Consider the following 16,187-nt stretch of genomic DNA (forward strand, 5'->3'; position numbering starts at 1 on the left):
GCGGCGAGACAGGAGTGGGACAGGAATGGGTGTGGTGGGACGTCGGCGATCGTGGAGGACTGCGGTGGTCACCGGTGGCGCGGCGGTCGCGGCGTCGGTGTTGCTCGCCGGCTGTATCGACCTCCCGTCCCTGAACAGGCCGGACATCCCCGAGGGCATCCCGCCGGGCGCGGGCGTACCGCAGCCCTACATCGACATCAACTCGCCCGGGCGCACCGCCAACCTGATGCACGAGTGGGCCGTGCCGATCTCCGAATCGACCGGCATCCCGGTCGTCGCGCTACAGGCCTACGGCAATGCCGCCGAGATCCAGCGGCAGCAGCATCCCGAATGCGGGATCGCCTGGACCACGCTCGCCGGCATCGCCGGAGTCGAGAGCAAACACGGGCACTACCGCGGGTCCGACGTGGCCGACAACGGCGACGTCAGCCCGCCCATCCGGGGAGCCAAGCTCGACGGCACCCGCGGCAACATGGAGATCCTCGACACCGACGGCGGCCGCGTCGACGGAGACCCCACCCACGACCGGGCAATGGGCCCGTTCCAGTTCATCCCCGAGACCTGGAAGCGGTACGGCGTCGACGCCAGCGGCGACGGCGTACCCGACCCCGACAACATCGACGACGCGGCACTCTCGGCCGCCCGCTATCTCTGCGTCTCGTCGGGCAACGACATGACCGACCCGAAGGGGTGGGAGAAGGCCGTCCGGACCTACAACAACTCGATGGCCTACGTCCTCGACGTGCGCGATCACGCCAACGCGTACTCGGTGAACGTCCGCTTCTGAGCCGAGAGTCCGAGACCTGAGGGCATTGCGTCCGACCTTGTGACGTGTGAGCTCGGTGCAGCCACTAGGCTCTGAGCTATCCGTCGGCACCAGAGCCGGCATGTCCACCGAGATTGGGGCTGAGTCGTGGCAATCATCGAGCAGGTAGGTGCACGCGAGATTCTCGATTCGCGGGGAAACCCGACGGTCGAGGTCGAGGTCGTCCTGGACGACGGCACCTTCACGCGCGCTGCCGTTCCGTCGGGAGCGTCCACCGGCGAACACGAGGCGGTCGAACTGCGCGACGGTGGCGAGCGCTACCTGGGCAAGGGCGTCACCAAGGCCGTCGAGGGTGTCCTCGGTGACCTCGCACCCGCGGTGATCGGTATCGAGGCCGAGGAACAGCGTCTCGTCGATCAGGCGCTCCTCGATTGCGACGGCACCCCCGACAAGAGCCGGATCGGCGCCAACGCGCTGCTCGGTGTCTCGCTCGCGGTGGCCAAGGGCGCGGCCGAGTCGGCGGGACTGCCCCTGTTCCGCTACATCGGCGGACCCAACGCCCACATCCTTCCCGTCCCGATGATGAACATCATCAACGGCGGCGAGCACGCCGACAACGGCATCGACTTCCAGGAATTCATGATCGCCCCCGTGGGCGCGCCGACCTTCAAAGAAGCGCTGCGTTGCGGTGCCGAGGTCTACCACGCGCTGAAGTCCGTGCTGAACAAGCAGGGCCTCAGCACCGCGCTCGGTGACGAGGGTGGCTTCGCTCCCGACCTCCCCAACACCGACGCGGCCATCGCCGTCATCGGCGAGGCCGTCGGCAAGGCCGGCTACAACTTCGGCCGTGACGTCGTCATCGCGCTCGACGCCGCGTCGACCGAGTTCTTCTCCAACGGCGCCTACAAGCTCGAGGGCAAGGAGCTCGGGGCCGACGACATGGTCTCGTTCTACGAGAAGCTCATCTCCGACTTCCCGATCGTCTCGATCGAGGACGGCCTGGCCGAGGACGACTGGGACGGTTGGGCCAAGCTCACCGAGTCGATCGGTGACCGGGTTCAGCTCGTCGGTGACGACCTGTTCGTCACCAACCCCGAGCGTCTCGAGGAGGGCATCTCCAAGGGCATCGCGAACGCGCTGCTGGTGAAGGTGAACCAGATCGGCACCCTGACCGAGACCCTCGACGCGGTGGCCCTCGCGCACAACAACGGCTACAAGACGATGATGAGCCACCGGTCGGGTGAGACCGAGGACACCACCATCGCCGACCTCGCCGTCGCATGCAGCTGTGGCCAGATCAAGACCGGCGCGCCGGCCCGATCCGAGCGTGTCGCCAAGTACAACCAGCTGCTGCGCATCGAAGAAGGTCTCGGCGATGCGGCACGCTACGCGGGCGACCTCGCCTTCCCGCGTTTCTCGTTTGGTTCGTGATTAGCTGTCTGCATGGCTTCGGGCGACATGCCTCCTGGGCGACGTCACCGCGGTGACGGGCGTAAGCGTGCGCGCGATCGTCGGGCTGACGCGCGCTCACGCGAACGCGCTCGTCGCACGCGGCGGCACCCTCGTCCCACCGGGCCCGCGGTCGCGGGTTCGGCGGACGAGGCTGCCGGACAAGACCTGACGTCCGACGCCGCTACATCCGCCGGGAACCCCGCCGACGGGAACGACGCCGGCGGCGACGCCGAACGCGTACGACCGGCCAGGCGTCCGCGGATCCGCACACGATCCGGCGTCCCGCAGCGCCTGCGCAACTTCGAGGTCACGCCGGCGACTCTCGCAACGCTGGTGATCACCGTCGTCGTGGTGTGCGTCGTGGCGCTGACACTCGCGATGCCGCTGCGGACCTACTTCAGTCAGCGGTCGGAGTTCCGTCAGCTGACCGCGTCGAACGAACAACTCCGACGCGAGGTCGCCGATTATCAGCAGAAGGTCAATGAGCAGAACGATCCCGCCTACATCGAGGCCCAGGCGCGGGCGCGTCTGCAGTTCGTCAAGCCAGGAGAGATTCCGCTCGTGATGTTGTTCCCCGCCGACGAGGCACGCCGGGTGGCTGCCCAGCGCGCCGAAGAGCGTGCCCGTGCGCCCTGGTACGGCAATCTCTGGGACACGCTGTCGACCCCGCCCGCCGCGCAGTGAGCGCCCGGACGTGACCACTCCCGACAGCGGTGCCCCCGCAGGCAGCGGTGTGTCCGACGAGGATCTCGCCACCGTCGCAGCGCAATTGGGGCGCGAACCGCGTGGTGTTCTCGAAGTCAGCTATCGCACCCCGGACGGGCGGCCCGCGGTGGTCAAGACCGCGCCGCGGCTGCCCGACGGTACGCCGTTCCCGACGCTGTACTACCTGACCGACCCGCGGCTCACGGCCGAGGCGAGTCGGCAGGAGTCCGCCGGCGTCATGAAGGGCATGACGGCCCGGCTCGCGTCCGACGCCGAACTGGCCGCGGCCTATCGTCGTGCGCACGAGAGCTACCTCGCCGAACGCGACGCCATCGAGTCCCTCGGCACCGACTTCACCGGCGGGGGCATGCCCGACCGCGTCAAGTGCCTGCACGTGCTGATCGCCCATTCGCTGGCCAAGGGCCCGGGAGTGAACCCGCTCGGCGACGAGGCGGTCGCCCTCGCCGCCGCACACGGGTTGCGCGGCAGCGCGATTCCGGCTGACTGGCCGGAGTACGACGCACCTGAGGCACCCGACGCGCCTGCTGGGGACGACGGGTGAGCATCGTCGGCGCCGTCGACTGCGGCACCAACTCGATCCGCCTGCTCGTCGCGAAGCCGGGGGAGGGCGGGCGCCTGATCGACCTCCACCGTGAGATGCGCGTCGTGCGTTTGGGTTACGGCGTCGACGCCACCGGCATGTTCGCGTCCGAGTCGATCGAACGGACCCGGGCGGCGCTGGCCGACTACGTCGAGACGATGGAGGCGCTCGGCGTCGAGAAGGTCCGGATGGTCGCGACGTCGGCGACGCGCGATGCGGGCAACCGCGACGAATTCTTCGCCATGACCGCCGATCTTCTGGGCTGTGTGTCCGAGGGCGCCATCGCCGAGGTCATCTCCGGCGACGAGGAAGCGCGACTGTCCTTCCGCGGCGCCGTCGGCGAACTCGATTCCGGCGATGGGCCTTTCGTCGTCACCGACCTCGGTGGCGGTTCGACGGAGGTGGTCGTCGGCGACGCGGGTGGAGTCACCGCGGCGTACTCGGCCGACATCGGGTGTGTGCGGCTGACCGAGCGTGCGTTGCCCTCCGATCCGCCGACTGCCGCCGAGATCGCTGCCGCGCAGGAGTTCGCACATGAGCGCCTGGCCGAGGCATTCGCGGTGGTGCCCGTGGAATCGGCCCGCACGTGGGTCGGGGTCGCGGGCACGATGACCACGCTCGCCGCTCTCGGCGCGGGTCTGACGGAGTATGACTCGGAGAAGATCCATCTGTCGCGCATCTCGTTGTCCGACCTGGACGCGGTGTGCCGGAACCTCATCGGGATGACGCGCACCGACCGCGCCGCGCTGGGACCGATGCACCCGGGACGCGTCGACGTCATCGGCGGCGGGGCACTGGTCACCCTGGAGCTGGCGAAGGTGCTCTCCGAACGTGCAGGCATCACCGAACTCGTTGTGAGTGAACACGACATCCTCGACGGGATCGCGCTGGGCATCCTGGACTGATCGGTTCGGCCCGATACGATGTGAGCCATGGCATACAACCTGCGTTGCCCCTGCGGCGAGTCCATCACCAAGCTCGAGGCCGACTTCGTCCCCGCGGTCCAGGCGCACCTGGCCGCCGAACATCCCGGCCGGGACTACACCGAGACCGAGATCATGATGATGGCGATGACCGTGCCCGATCGCGCGGTGAAGACCGACTGACCCTGCGTGACGCCCCGCCGCGAGCTCCGGGACTCAGGCGGCGGGTGCGGGGTCCCGCAGTGAGATGTTGTTGCAGGCCTCGCAGACCGACTCGGGGATGACACCGCGACGCTGGAGGAACCCAAAGATCGTGCAGCCGAGGCAGAATCCGAAGACCGCCTCGAGTGTCGCTGCCGCGATGAGGACGCCGGTGGCGATCTGCGCGGCGAGCCCGAAGCCGAGCAGGCTCAACACGAACGCGGTGCCGCTGACGACCAGGCCGATGGTCTGCGCGAAACGCTTCGGCGGACCCGGGACCAGCTTCTCCTTGCGGACGACCGTCGGCACGAGGACACGCACCGAGAGCTGACCGAACGGTGACAGCGTCGGCCCCGACGCGACACGCAGGACGAATCCGAGTGCCAGCAGGCCGTAGACGAACGGGTTGTCCACCGACACGGCGATGATCGCCAGCGCGACGACCAACCCGGCGGTGGTGCGCGCCGCGTAGTCGTTGACCGGGTTGGGGAAGGTGAGAACCTCACGCACCGTCATGGTCGGGACCTCCGTACTCGTCCGACAGCGTTGGACGGTCTGCCGGTCGACGGCAAACCACGACAAAGCTACGGATGAGGGCCCGCTTTGGCAACATCTGCGCTCTCATCGAGCGCAAACGCGTCAGGTGAGTTCGGCGTCCGGATCCATGCGGGGCTCGGACGCGGCCACGTCACGCGGGTCCGCGACGTCGGGTTCGTCCTGATCGGTTGCCCCGCCGTCCGAGGCGAGTTCGGCCTCTCGGGAGATCTCGCCCTCCTGGTCGATGCCGGTCTGTTCGCCGACGTCGATCCGGTCCGGTACCTGGTCCATGTCCACTCCTGTCACTTGTTCGGCTTGGTCTGATTCGGCGAACGGCTGCGACATGTCGGTCTCGTTCGCCACTTCGGCATACGCGAACTCGGCGTCGATGATGCCCCACGTCTCGTCGTCGGCCGCCGAATCGGCTCTGGCCTTGCGCGCGGCCTCGCGCATCTCGAACCCGTCGGTGACGATCTCCCCGATCTCGCGGGTCACTCCCGCGACCGCGCCGGTGATGATCGTGGCGATACGGCCGACATGGGTGGCCGTGGATTCGATCAGTTCCTGGAAGAGATCCTTGTTGCGCTCGATGCTGTCGACCATCGTCTCGGAAATCCTTTGCTCGGTTGCGGGACGTGCCTGTAGCGATGTGCCCCGAGGCTACCCCCGGGGCACACCGCTCAAACCGCGCGCGGACGCTCAGACGATGCGGGTCTTCACGCGGCAGACGGCTTGTCGCGTTCGACGATGACCGTCAGATCGTCGTCGTCGCGGGTCATCCAGTTCGGCAGTGACAGCTTGGCGATCTTCTTCCAGGTGGACCCGAGCTGCTGGCTCAGCGTTCCGGAGTTGTACGGCAGGTCGTAGCGTTCGCAGATCTCACGCACCTCGGCGGAGATCTCCGGGTACCGGCTCGCCGGGATGTCGGGGAACAGGTGATGCTCGATCTGGTGCGACAGGTTGCCGCTCATGATGTGGAACAAAGGGCTGCCGGTGATGTTGGCCGAGCCGAGCATCTGGCGTAGGTACCACTGGCCGCGGGTCTCGTCCTGGCATTCCTCGGACGTGAAAGTCTGGGCCCCGGTGGGGAAGTGGCCGCAGAAGATGATCGAGTAGGTCCACACGTTGCGCACCAGGTTGGCGGTGGCGTTGCCTGCCAGGGTGGACAGGAACAGCGGCCCGGTGAGCGCGGGGAACACCACATAGTCCTTGAGGACCTGCCGGCCTGCCTTGCGCCACATGCCCTTCACGAGTCCCTTGATGTCACTCCACTTGCGCTTTCCCTGGATGACGTTCTCGGCCTCGAGGTCGTGCAGCATGACGCCCCACTCGAACAGCAGCATCAGCGCGGTCGCGTAGCCGAGGTTGCCCAGGTAGTAGGGATTCCACTTCTGGTCGCGGGCCATGCGCAGGATGCCGTAACCGATGTCGCGGTCCTCGCCGAGGATGTTGGTGAAGGTGTGGTGCAGGTAGTTGTGGCTGTGCTTCCACTGGTCGGCCGGGCACACGGTGTCCCACTCGAATTCGCGCGAGTTGTAGGTGTCCTCACGCATCCAGTCGTACTGGCCGTGCATGACGTTGTGCCCGATCTCCATGTTGTCGAGGATCTTCGACACCGACAGTGCGCCGACAGCGGCGATCCACGCCGGCGGGAAGAACCCGAGGTACATGAGCGCGCGGCCGCCGATCTCGAAACCGCGCTGTGCCCGGATGACCGAGTACAGGTAGTCGCGATCCTTCTGACCGAGGTCGGCGACGACGCGGGCGCGCAGCTCGTCGAGGTCGCGGCCGAGGGATTCGACCTGCTCGTAGGACAGGACGACCGTGTTCGGATCCCGATCTGCAGCCTCGGTGGCCGGGTCTCGTAGCGGCACCGGCAGGCTGTCCGGGGTCGGCGCGGTGGTGTTGGTGGTGGTGCGGGCGATGTCGATGGTCATGGTGTGCCTCCTGCTGGGTAGGCGATGTTCTGGGTGGGTGATCGTCGTGAGGTGTTGTGCCCCATGGGCTCAGATCTCGATGGTGGTCAGATCTCGATGACTGTCAGATCTGAATGTCTACGGAGCCGACCGGGGCGTTGATGCACAGCTGGATCTGCGTGTCGGATTCGCTGTCGAGTTCGCCGGTCCGCACGTTTCGGGTGCAGCCGGACTTCTTGATCGCGGTGCACGAGAAGCAGATCCCCATGCGACAGCCGGATTCGGGTGTGAGCCCGGCGGCCTCGGCCTGGTCGAGGATGGGGCGGCCGTCATTCGATGCCGTCTTGCCCGACTGCGAGAAGGTCAGCTCACCGTCGACCGTTTCCGGATCGACGGCCGGGGCGGCCAGGGTGAACGCCTCGCTGTGCAGCGGTTGCGAGATGCCGAGCTCGCGGTGTGCGGCGGTCACCGCGTCCATCAGGGCCGAGGGGCCACAGACGAAGACGTCGGCGTCGGTCAGGCCGGGGACGTCCTCGAGGTGCGATGCCTCGAAGTGTCCGTCGCCCTCCTCGCGCGTGTAGTGCATGCGCAGGTCGAAACCGGGATGCGCCGCGGCCAGCGCGGACAGCTCGTCGCGGTAGGCGACGTCGGACGCGGTACGTGCGTAGTGCACGAAGGTGATCGGTCCGGCGTAGGACCGGGACACGAGTGTTCTGGCCATTGAGAGTACAGGTGTAATCCCGCTGCCGCCGCTCACGAACACTGCCGACGTCGGGTCGGTCTCCGGCAGGACGAAGTCTCCGTCCGCCTGCTCGAGGCCGACGACATCTCCGGCGCGGGCGTGCTCGCGCAGGTGCTTGGACACCAGGCCGTCGTCGTTGGCGGTGATCGTGAGTTCGATGTCGCCGTCTTTCCCGGCCGCATTCGCCGGTGAGAAGCAGCGCGCGTGGCGGACGCCGTCGACGACGACCTTGACCTGTACGTACTGGCCGGCGGCGTGCCCCTGCCACTGGCGGGTGGGCCGAATGGTCAGGCGGACGGTGCGGGCGGTGGGATGTTCGACGCGGATGATCTGGCCGCGGAGGTCGCGCCAGGTGATCATCGGGTCGAGCAATTCGAGGTAGCGGTCGACCGGATGCGGTGACAGTGCCGCCTCGACGATCGATCCGACCATGCGGTTCCAACGGCCGGCGGTGCTCGCGGTGTCGGAGGTGGTGGTGCTCTGGGGTGTGCGGATGCTCATGGGCTGGGCTCCGTTCGAAGTATTTCGGTGTACATGTGTACACAGCAAGTGTGACACGAGGGCGCGGGCGGGCGTCAAGCGTTGAGTCGTGTGACAGCGGTCACGGTCCGCGGTGGGTCGCACCGTTCGCGGTCCGGGGTGGGGCATAGACTCGGCGCTGTGACACGCACACGGGAGTCGAGCCGCGAGGCCCACACGCGTGCGGACCGCAAGAACCAGACGCGGCAGGCGCTCCTGGACACCACCAGGTCGCTGGTCGGCGAACGCAGCTTCGGCAGCATCAGCCTCCGCGAGGTGGCCCGGGGCGCCGGAATCGTGCCGACGGCCTTCTACCGTCACTTCGCGTCGATGGAAGACCTGGGCGTCACCCTCGTCGAGGACTCGATGCGTGTGCTGCGCCGGGCGCTCCGCGAGGGGCGACGCGACCTCGCCGCGCGCGATGCGATGCCGACGGCCAAGAACTCCCTGGACATTCTCCTGCGTCATGTACGCGAGAACGAGTCGCAGTTCCGGTTCCTCGTCCGCGAGCAGCACGGCGGCATCGCCGAGATCCGACGCGCCATCGACACCGAACTACGGCTGTTCTCCAAAGAACTCGCGATCGACCTCGCGCGCATACCCGATCTGGCGCGCTGGGAATCCGACGATCTCGAGTTGGCCGCAGAGCTCATCGTCACGATCATGCTGACCGCGGTCGCCGATCTCCTGGACGGCGAGTACCGCGGTCGCGGGGCCGAACAGGAGATCGTCGAGCGCACCGAGCGTCGGCTGGTGATGGTGTTCCTCGGCATGAGTCAGTGGCGTCCGTCCGAGAGATGACCTGACCTGCGGCGATACGCCGGTCCTACCGCGCGGGTCGCCGATTGTCGACTTGCCCTCAGCGCGATTTCAACGCTGGCCCCGGCGTGCGCTGTTACCGGACACTGTCGGGGAACATCGCGCGTGGACGTCGTCGTGGCGCGGTGTCGTGTTCGCTCACGCTGATCGACCGACGAAAGGTGCCCTCGCGGTGTCTCTGCATTTCCACTGGTTCCTGCCCACCTACGGTGACTCCCGCAACCTGATCGCGGGTGGACACGGCAGCCAGATGACGGGGGACCGCCCGGCCGATCTTCGGTATCTCAAGCAGTTGGCCCTCGCAGCCGAGGCCAACGGGTTCGAGGCCGTGCTGACGCCCGCGGGTCTGTGGTGCGAGGACGCCTGGCTGACCACGGCGGCGCTGATCGACGCCACGGAGACCCTCAAGTTCCTGGTGGCGTTCCGGCCCGGCCTGATCTCCCCGACCCTGGCCGCGCAGATGGCCGCGACGTTCCAGTGGCATTCCGAGGGCCGCCTGCTGGTCAACGTCGTCACCGGCGGTGAGTCCGGTGAGCAGCGCGCCTTCGGTGACTTCCTCGCCAAGAACGCACGGTACGAACGCTGCGACGAGTACCTCGAGATCATCCGCAGGCTGTGGACCGAGGAGGAGCCCGTCGACGTGGTGGGCAAGTACCTGCGCGTCGAGGGTGCGCAGCTCGGCCGTCGACCGAACCCGACACCCGAGATCTTCTTCGGCGGATCCTCGCCGGCGGCGGGTGATGTCGCCGCCAGGCATGCCGACACCTACCTGACGTGGGGCGAGACCCCGGATGCGGTCGCTGCGAAGATCGGCTGGGTCAACGGTCTCGCCGCCGCCCAGGGCCGAGAGCTCAAGCACGGCATACGATTCCACGTCATCGCGCGTGAGACCTCGGAGCAGGCATGGGCCGAGGCTGCTCGTCTGCTCTCCGCCCTCGATCCCGAACAGGTCGCGGCAGCCCAGCACAACCTGGCCCGCTCGGAATCCGAGGGTCAGCGCCGCATGTCCGAGTTGCACGGGCGCGGAGCCGGTTTCGAATCGATGAACGATCCGCATTCGCTGGAGATCCATCCCGGCGTGTGGTCCGGCGTCGGACTGGTCCGTGGCGGTGCGGGCACCGCACTCGTCGGCTCCTACGACGAGGTCGCCGCCCTCATCGGTGAGTACGCCTCCCTCGGACTCGAACACTTCATCCTCTCCGGGTATCCGCACCTCGAAGAGGCCTACCACTTCGGCGACGGCGTCCGGCCCGCGCTCGCGCGGCTGGGTCTGCTCGACCCGGCGTCGGCCGGACCGAAGGAAGCGGTGCGCACCGCATTCCTGCCGCGCCTGCGGGCCGCCTCGTCCTGACCTGGCCGGGTGCTCATCGATTCCCGACCCACAAGACGCCCGACCCACAAGTCCCGTCCATCGACCTCTCGGAGGTAAGCCGTGTCCACCGAATCCGTAGCGGACCAGATCAAGTTCGCGTACTGGGTGCCCAACGTCAGTGGCGGCCTTGTCACCAGCACCATCGAGCAGCGCACCAGCTGGGGCTACGACTACAACGTCAAGCTGGCACAGACCGCCGAGAACAACGGCTTCGAGTACGCGTTGTCCCAGGTCCGCTATGAGGCCAGCTACGGTGCCGAGTATCAGCATGAGTCGACGAGCTTCAGTCTCGCGTTGCTCCTCGCGACTCAGCGGCTGAAGGTCATCGCGGCGGTGCATCCGGGTCTGTGGCATCCGGCGGTCCTGGCCAAGCTCGGCGCCACCGCCGACCACCTGTCCAAGGGCCGCTTCGCCATCAACGTCGTCAGCGGCTGGTTCAAGGACGAGTTCACCCATCTCGGTGAGCCGTGGCTCGAGCATGACGAGCGTTACCGCCGCAGCGGGGAGTTCCTCGAGGTCATCCGGAAGATCTGGACAGAGGACGAGGTGGACTACCGCGGCGACTTCTACCGCATCCACGACTTCACGCTGAAGCCCAAGCCGCTCAACACCGCCGAGCGCCCCAACCCGGAACTGTTCCAGGGCGGCAACTCCTCGGCGGCGCGCAACAACGGTGGCAGGTACGCCGACTGGTACTTCTCCAACGGCAAGGACTTCGACGGCGTCACCGAGCAGCTCGACGACCTGCGGGCGGTCGCCCGTGCGCACCGCCGTGAGGTCAGGTTCGGTCTCAACGGCTTCATCATCGCCCGTGACACCGAGAAGGAAGCACGCGACACCCTCCGCGAGATCGTGGAGAAGGCGAATCGCCCTGCGGTGGAGGGTTTCCGGAATGCGGTGCAGCAGGCGGGCAACTCGACCGGGGACAAGAAGGGCATGTGGGCGGACTCGTCTTTCGAGGACCTGGTCCAGTACAACGACGGCTTCCGTACGCAATTGATCGGCACGCCGGAGCAGGTTGCCGAACGCATCGTCGCCTACAAGCGTCTCGGCGTCGACCTGATCCTCGGTGGCTTCCTGCACTTCCAGGAGGAGATCGAGTACTTCGGCGAGAAGGTTCTGCCGCTGGTTCGTGAGATCGAGGGCGCACAGACACCCGCGGGGGTGGCGTGACCGCGGTGAGTCAGGCCCCCTCCGGTGCGGCCACACGTATCGGTTCCGCGGCCGAGGCCCTGTCGGTTGCCCGAGAGTTGGCTTCGGAGTTCGCGATCGGTGCCGCCGAGCGCGATCGTGACCGCAGGCTGCCGCATGCCGAGATCGATCGATTGTCCGAGTCGGGTCTGCTGGCGCTGACGGTTCCCGCGCGGTTCGGCGGACTCGACGTCGCGCCGAGTGTGCTGGCCGAGGTCGTGGCGATCCTCGCAGCGGCGGACCCGAGCATCGCGCAGATCCCGCACAGCCACTTCGTGTATCTCAACCTCGTCCGGTTGTCGGCGGGAAAAGCGTTGGCCGAGCGCATCTTCACCGATGTTCTGGCCGGCGGTCGTATCGCGAACGCCCAGTCCGAGCGTGGCGGCACGACGATCGCCGACATCTCGACCCGACTGACGCCCGCCGGCGTCGACACCGGGCGGGGAGCGCGCTTCGCTGTCGACGGCGAGAAGTTCTATTGCACCGGATCGCTGTTCGCGCACACGCTGGCCGTGCTGGCAAAGCTGGAGGTGGCGGTCGGTGACCTGACGCCCGGCGAGTACGTGGCGTTTGTGCCCGCCGATGCCGAGGGCGTCGAGATCGTCGACGACTGGGATGCGGTCGGGCAGCGCACGACGGGGTCGGGAACCGTTCGGTTCTCCGGCGTCGAGGTCGGGCTCGACGACCTCGTGGCGCGTGCACCGGCGACGTCGACGCCGACCGCCTACGGCGCTTTCGCCCAGCTCCTGCATGTCGCGATCGATGTGGGCATCGCACGCGGAGCCCTGGCCGAGGCGGCAGAGTTCGTGCGCTCCAAGTCCCGTCCCTGGTTCGAGGCCGGGGTGGACCGCGCCGTCGACGATCCGCTGGTGGTTCAGCGATTCGGCGAACTCGAGGTGGACGTGGCGACCGCCGAGGCAACGCTCGCGGCGGCGGGGCGCCGCGTCGACGAGGCCGTCGGTGACTCGGGCCACGCACCCGGCCGAAACCGGGTCGCGGAGGCCTCGATCGCGGTGGCGACCGCGAAGGCGGTGGCCGACCGCGTCGTCACCCCGGTCGCGTCGGCGTTGTTCGAGGTGAGCGGAACCCGAAGTGCCGCAGCCGGAAGCGGCCTGGACCGCTACTGGCGTGACGCCCGCACCCACACCCTCCACGATCCCGTTCGCTGGAAGTACCAGCACATCGGTCGCTGGATCCTCCGAGGTGAGGAACCGCCACTGCACGGCGTCATCTGACTCGCCCCGGAGAACCCGATCATCGCGGGCGAGGGCGCCGAGCCGCCCTGAAGAGGTGCCGAGCCGCCCTCAGAGGTACTGGGTCACGTGCGGCTGCGCCTTCTTCGGGGTCTTGGCGTTGAAACCGTCCCCGATCGCCCGCAGTTTCCAGGTGGCCCCGTCGCGGCTGATGACCGCCATCGCGACCGCCGTGAACGGCATGCCGCCCTTGAGGGTGTAGCGGGCGAGCTCGGCGGAGGTGGTCTCGTCGACCAGACGGCAGTAGGCGTTCTCGATCTTCTCGAAGGTGTGCCCGCGGTAGGACGTGACGATGAACATCAGCGCATCGATGTGGGGCGGAACCGATTGCAGCGCAACGCGGATGACCTCGTCGTCACCCGCACCCTCGCCGGTGAGGTTGTCACCGGAGTGCAGGACCGACCGGTCCTTGCTGTTGAGGTGGCCGTAGTAGACGGTCTCCACGCACTTCCCGCCGGAGTACATCAGCACCGACGCGTCGAGGTCGATCGACCCGCCACGGCCGAAGCCGCCGCGGACCGGGTCCCAGCCGAGACCCATCTGGATGTTGGTGAGGGCGACGCCGCCCTCTTTGCGCAGCGTGACCTTCTGCCCCTTGGTGAGGCTGACGGGGCGATCCTTGCTCAGGTTGATCTCGGTCGCGCGCGGTGTGGGGGCAGCTGTGGGCGCCGACGCGGGAACCGGTGTGGGCCTGGGGGTGGGAGCAGGTGTGGGCGCCGGCGGTGTGGGTGCCTGCGGTTTCGAGTACGCCGGTGGCGTCGGCTGGACGGTTGCGGCGGGGGCCTGGGGTTCATCGTCGACACTGACCCCGTGGTCGCGGACGAGGTCGGCGAAACCGCCCGCGTAACCCTGCCCGACCGCCCGGACCTTCCAGTCGCCGTTGCGGCGGTACACCTCGAGGGCGATGACGACGGACTCGCTCGACAGCCCGGCGACGGTGAATTCGTAGAGCTCGCGACCGGTCGTGTCGCTGACGCGGGCGACCGGGGGAGCGAAGCGGCCGAAGGTCGACGACGCGTCGTCGAGGGTGATGACGGCGCGCACCGCGTCGATGTCGGCGGGGATCCGCCCGGTCGAGACATGCAGTCGCGCAGGCCCGCCGGGCACGGTCTCCAGTCGGACGCCGGGGCCCGTCGGCTGGTTGTAGAACACGAAGTCGTCGTCGCTGCGCACGACCCCGCGGTCGGTCACCAGCAACGCCGATATGTCGGCGGCGGTGGCGAGATCGACGGAGATGACGACGTCGGAAGTCGACAGCGGGCCGTTCTGGCCCTTGGTCAGCGCAGGCATGTCGGTGCCTTCCTCACTTGGTGTTCGGCGGAAACTCCGCGGCGGCGGGTGACAGGCGACTGCCCGCGGCCACGAGGCACAGCGTAGTCATGCGTGGCCGGGACCGGTCGGCCGTCACCGGGTGCGGGTACCGCCGATGTGTGGTCGTCCGGCCGACAGACGATGTCCGATTGTGGGCATATGCTCCTGCGTATGGCTGGGAGTCGGGTCAACACACAGTTCGGGCCGTACCGCCTCGATGCACTACTCGGACGCGGGGGGATGGGGGAGGTCTACCGCGCGTACGACACCACCAAGGACCGCGTCGTCGCACTCAAGCTGCTCAACCCCGGGCTGGGGGATGACGGCATGTATCAGGAGCGATTCCGGCGCGAATCGCACGCCGCGGCACGCCTGGGGGAGCCCCATGTCATCCCCATCCACGACTGGGGCGAGATCGACGGCGTGCTGTTCATCGACATGCGTCTGGTCGCGGGTGAGGATCTGCGAGCGCTTCTGGTCCGGGAGGCGCAGCTCGCACCGGAACGTGCGGTCTCGATCGTCGAGCAGGTCGCGGCGGCGCTCGATGCCGCGCACGCCGAAGGGCTGGTGCACCGCGACATCAAACCGGAGAACATCCTGGTCACCGACAACGACTTCGCCTACCTCGTCGACTTCGGCATCGCACATGCCGCCGAGGACACCCACCTCACCCAGACGGGTACCGCCGTCGGGTCGATCGCGTACATGGCGCCGGAACTGTTCGACGCCGCCACCGTCAGCCCGACCAGCGACATCTATGCGCTCGCCTGCGTGCTGTTCGAGTGTCTGACCGGCCGGGTGCCGCATCCCGCGACCACGGTCAGCGCCGCCATCAAGGCCGCCGTGCTGTCTCCGCCGCCGTCGCCGAGTGCGGTCAACGCCGATGTCCCGGCGGCGATGGATGCGGTGATCCGTACCGGGCTCGCCGCCGACCCCGCCGAACGTCCCGCGACGGCGCGAGATCTCGCCCGTGCCGCGCGGGCCGCCCTGACCGGTGGTGCCCTGACCGGTGGTGCCCTGGCCGGTGGTGCCCTCGCCGATTCCGCGACGCCGAACCTGGTCGAGCAGCCGGCGTCGACGCACCCCACGATCAGCCTCGTCAAGGCACCCGACACGGTCATCGCACCCGCCGGCCCCGGCTACGAGCCGACCCAGGTGGGTCACCCGACCGGGCCGCACGCGCCGGCGGACCACCCGGGGACACGACAGCTCTCGGGGCCCCAGCAGTTCACGGGACCCCAGCAGTTCACGGGACCCCAGCAGTTCTCGGGACAGTTCTCGGCACCACCGAACATGTCCGGGCCGCAACCGTACGGTCCGCAGGGTTACGCGCCGGCCCAGGGACCGGCGCCGTACGGGGCGCCGCAGTACGGGGCGCCGCAGTACGGGTCCCCGCCGGGGTATCCACCCGGGTACCGACCACCGCCGCGGAAGCGTTCGGCCGCCGTGCCGATCCTGGTCGTGTTGATCGCGGTCGCGCTGGTCGGGCTGGCCGTGGTCGGCGGCATCCTGCTGGCCGGGTCGGGCGAGGGCACCTCCGATCAGGCCGACGCCGACCCGACGACGCCGACGGTCACCGAGACCGTGGAGCCACCGCCGACCGTCGACACCGCGCCGCAGTCACCGGCGGGCCCCGCCGCTCCGCCGCCGGGGTCGGCACCGTGTGACGCGACGGTCGGTGTCGGTACGTCGGTGACCAGCTGTCCGTTCGCGTTCTCCGTACGTGACGCGTATGTGCGCGCCGGGTCGGGCCGTTCGCCGCGGGTGGTGATCGCCAACAGCCCGGTCACCGGGCAGAGCTACGCGATGACCTGCGTGCCGGAAGGGGCGATCGTGGCGTGCCGGGGCGGCAACGACGCTGTAGTGCACATCTACTGAT

16 protein-coding genes are annotated in these 16,187 nt (G+C 68.2%); 11 read left to right on the forward strand and 5 right to left on the reverse strand.

Translation table 11 applies throughout. The features are described from left to right. The first annotated feature begins 25 nt into the window (after nt 1-25). The 6 genes from H1R19_RS07620 to H1R19_RS07645 all read left to right on the forward strand — a co-directional run bounded on the left by H1R19_RS07620 (nt 26) and on the right by H1R19_RS07645 (nt 4,630). Nucleotides 26-787 carry a lytic transglycosylase domain-containing protein gene (locus H1R19_RS07620; RefSeq protein ID WP_188329870.1) on the forward strand — a complete coding sequence of 254 codons (762 nt, stop codon included), beginning with the start codon at nt 26-28 and terminating at the stop codon, nt 785-787. A 126-nt stretch (nt 788-913) separates the two neighbouring features. Beyond that, complete coding sequence (gene eno / locus H1R19_RS07625; RefSeq protein ID WP_188329869.1) at nt 914-2,197, forward strand: phosphopyruvate hydratase; 1,284 nt, start codon at nt 914-916, stop codon at nt 2,195-2,197. 27 nt (nt 2,198-2,224) lie between these two features. After that, on the forward strand, nt 2,225-2,902 hold the full coding sequence (locus H1R19_RS07630) for a septum formation initiator family protein (RefSeq protein ID WP_188329945.1): 678 nt from the start codon (nt 2,225-2,227) through the stop codon (nt 2,900-2,902). Nucleotides 2,903-2,912: 10 nt separating this feature from the next. After that, the gene (locus tag H1R19_RS07635; RefSeq protein WP_244970907.1) at nt 2,913-3,485 is read left to right on the forward strand and encodes a DUF501 domain-containing protein; all 573 of its coding nucleotides are present in this window, start codon (nt 2,913-2,915) and stop codon (nt 3,483-3,485) included. After that, nucleotides 3,482-4,429, forward strand: coding sequence for a Ppx/GppA phosphatase family protein (locus H1R19_RS07640; protein ID WP_188329868.1), 948 nt, complete (start codon nt 3,482-3,484; stop codon nt 4,427-4,429). The genes H1R19_RS07635 and H1R19_RS07640 overlap by 4 nt, the downstream gene beginning before the upstream one ends. Nucleotides 4,430-4,456: 27 nt before the next feature. After that, nucleotides 4,457-4,630 carry a hypothetical protein gene (locus H1R19_RS07645; protein WP_188329867.1) on the forward strand — a complete coding sequence of 58 codons (174 nt, stop codon included), beginning with the start codon at nt 4,457-4,459 and terminating at the stop codon, nt 4,628-4,630. Between the two features lie 33 nt (nt 4,631-4,663). Here the strand turns inward: H1R19_RS07645 and H1R19_RS07650 are convergent, their stop codons facing one another. The 4 genes from H1R19_RS07650 to H1R19_RS07665 all read right to left on the reverse strand — a co-directional run bounded on the left by H1R19_RS07650 (nt 4,664) and on the right by H1R19_RS07665 (nt 8,344). Then, nucleotides 4,664-5,164, reverse strand: coding sequence for a DUF4395 domain-containing protein (locus H1R19_RS07650; protein ID WP_188329866.1), 501 nt, complete (start codon nt 5,162-5,164; stop codon nt 4,664-4,666). Nucleotides 5,165-5,287: 123 nt separating this feature from the next. Next, nucleotides 5,288-5,788 carry a hypothetical protein gene (locus tag H1R19_RS07655; RefSeq protein ID WP_188329865.1) on the reverse strand — a complete coding sequence of 167 codons (501 nt, stop codon included), beginning with the start codon at nt 5,786-5,788 and terminating at the stop codon, nt 5,288-5,290. Between the two features lie 113 nt (nt 5,789-5,901). Further along, nucleotides 5,902-7,122, reverse strand: a complete 1,221-nt coding sequence (locus H1R19_RS07660) for a fatty acid desaturase family protein (RefSeq protein WP_188329864.1) — start codon at nt 7,120-7,122, stop codon at nt 5,902-5,904. 103 nt (nt 7,123-7,225) lie between these two features. After that, nucleotides 7,226-8,344: a ferredoxin reductase gene (locus tag H1R19_RS07665; RefSeq protein ID WP_188329863.1), complete on the reverse strand. Its 1,119-nt coding sequence runs from the start codon at nt 8,342-8,344 to the stop codon at nt 7,226-7,228. Nucleotides 8,345-8,503: 159 nt separating this feature from the next. Between H1R19_RS07665 and H1R19_RS07670 the strand changes: the two genes are divergently transcribed. From H1R19_RS07670 to H1R19_RS07685, 4 genes are all read left to right on the forward strand, one after another. Beyond that, nucleotides 8,504-9,163: a TetR family transcriptional regulator gene (locus tag H1R19_RS07670; RefSeq protein WP_188329862.1), complete on the forward strand. Its 660-nt coding sequence runs from the start codon at nt 8,504-8,506 to the stop codon at nt 9,161-9,163. 190 nt (nt 9,164-9,353) lie between these two features. Continuing rightward, nucleotides 9,354-10,532 carry an LLM class flavin-dependent oxidoreductase gene (locus H1R19_RS07675; protein ID WP_188329861.1) on the forward strand — a complete coding sequence of 393 codons (1,179 nt, stop codon included), beginning with the start codon at nt 9,354-9,356 and terminating at the stop codon, nt 10,530-10,532. An 81-nt stretch (nt 10,533-10,613) separates the two neighbouring features. After that, the gene (sfnG, locus tag H1R19_RS07680) at nt 10,614-11,726 is read left to right on the forward strand and encodes a dimethylsulfone monooxygenase SfnG (RefSeq protein WP_188329860.1); all 1,113 of its coding nucleotides are present in this window, start codon (nt 10,614-10,616) and stop codon (nt 11,724-11,726) included. Continuing rightward, nucleotides 11,723-12,979 (forward strand): SfnB family sulfur acquisition oxidoreductase, encoded by a 1,257-nt coding sequence (locus tag H1R19_RS07685; protein ID WP_188329859.1) that lies wholly within the window; start codon nt 11,723-11,725, stop codon nt 12,977-12,979. The genes sfnG and H1R19_RS07685 overlap by 4 nt, the downstream gene beginning before the upstream one ends. A 69-nt stretch (nt 12,980-13,048) precedes the next feature. On the opposite strand, the gene H1R19_RS07690 is transcribed toward H1R19_RS07685, so the two are convergent. After that, nucleotides 13,049-14,287: a TerD family protein gene (locus H1R19_RS07690; protein WP_188329858.1), complete on the reverse strand. Its 1,239-nt coding sequence runs from the start codon at nt 14,285-14,287 to the stop codon at nt 13,049-13,051. Nucleotides 14,288-14,479: 192 nt separating this feature from the next. Here H1R19_RS07690 and H1R19_RS07695 point away from each other — a divergent pair, with 192 nt between their 5' ends. After that, nucleotides 14,480-16,186 carry a serine/threonine-protein kinase gene (locus H1R19_RS07695; RefSeq protein ID WP_223205211.1) on the forward strand — a complete coding sequence of 569 codons (1,707 nt, stop codon included), beginning with the start codon at nt 14,480-14,482 and terminating at the stop codon, nt 16,184-16,186. Nucleotide 16,187: the final 1 nt, after the last annotated feature.

Source organism: Gordonia jinghuaiqii, assembly GCF_014041935.1.
Taxonomy (GTDB): Bacteria; Actinomycetota; Actinomycetes; order Mycobacteriales; family Mycobacteriaceae; genus Gordonia; species Gordonia jinghuaiqii.

Coding starts and splice junctions, on each gene's coding strand:
- H1R19_RS07620 (WP_188329870.1), top strand. CDS start 26: ATGGGTGTGGTGGGACGTCGGCGATCGTGGAGGACTGCGGTGGTCACC.
- H1R19_RS07630 (WP_188329945.1), top strand. CDS start 2,225: ATGCCTCCTGGGCGACGTCACCGCGGTGACGGGCGTAAGCGTGCGCGC.
- H1R19_RS07645 (WP_188329867.1), top strand. CDS start 4,457: ATGGCATACAACCTGCGTTGCCCCTGCGGCGAGTCCATCACCAAGCTC.
- H1R19_RS07650 (WP_188329866.1), bottom strand. CDS start 5,164: ATGACGGTGCGTGAGGTTCTCACCTTCCCCAACCCGGTCAACGACTAC.
- H1R19_RS07655 (WP_188329865.1), bottom strand. CDS start 5,788: ATGGTCGACAGCATCGAGCGCAACAAGGATCTCTTCCAGGAACTGATC.
- H1R19_RS07660 (WP_188329864.1), bottom strand. CDS start 7,122: ATGACCATCGACATCGCCCGCACCACCACCAACACCACCGCGCCGACC.
- H1R19_RS07665 (WP_188329863.1), bottom strand. CDS start 8,344: ATGAGCATCCGCACACCCCAGAGCACCACCACCTCCGACACCGCGAGC.
- H1R19_RS07690 (WP_188329858.1), bottom strand. CDS start 14,287: ATGCCTGCGCTGACCAAGGGCCAGAACGGCCCGCTGTCGACTTCCGAC.
- H1R19_RS07695 (WP_223205211.1), top strand. CDS start 14,480: ATGGCTGGGAGTCGGGTCAACACACAGTTCGGGCCGTACCGCCTCGAT.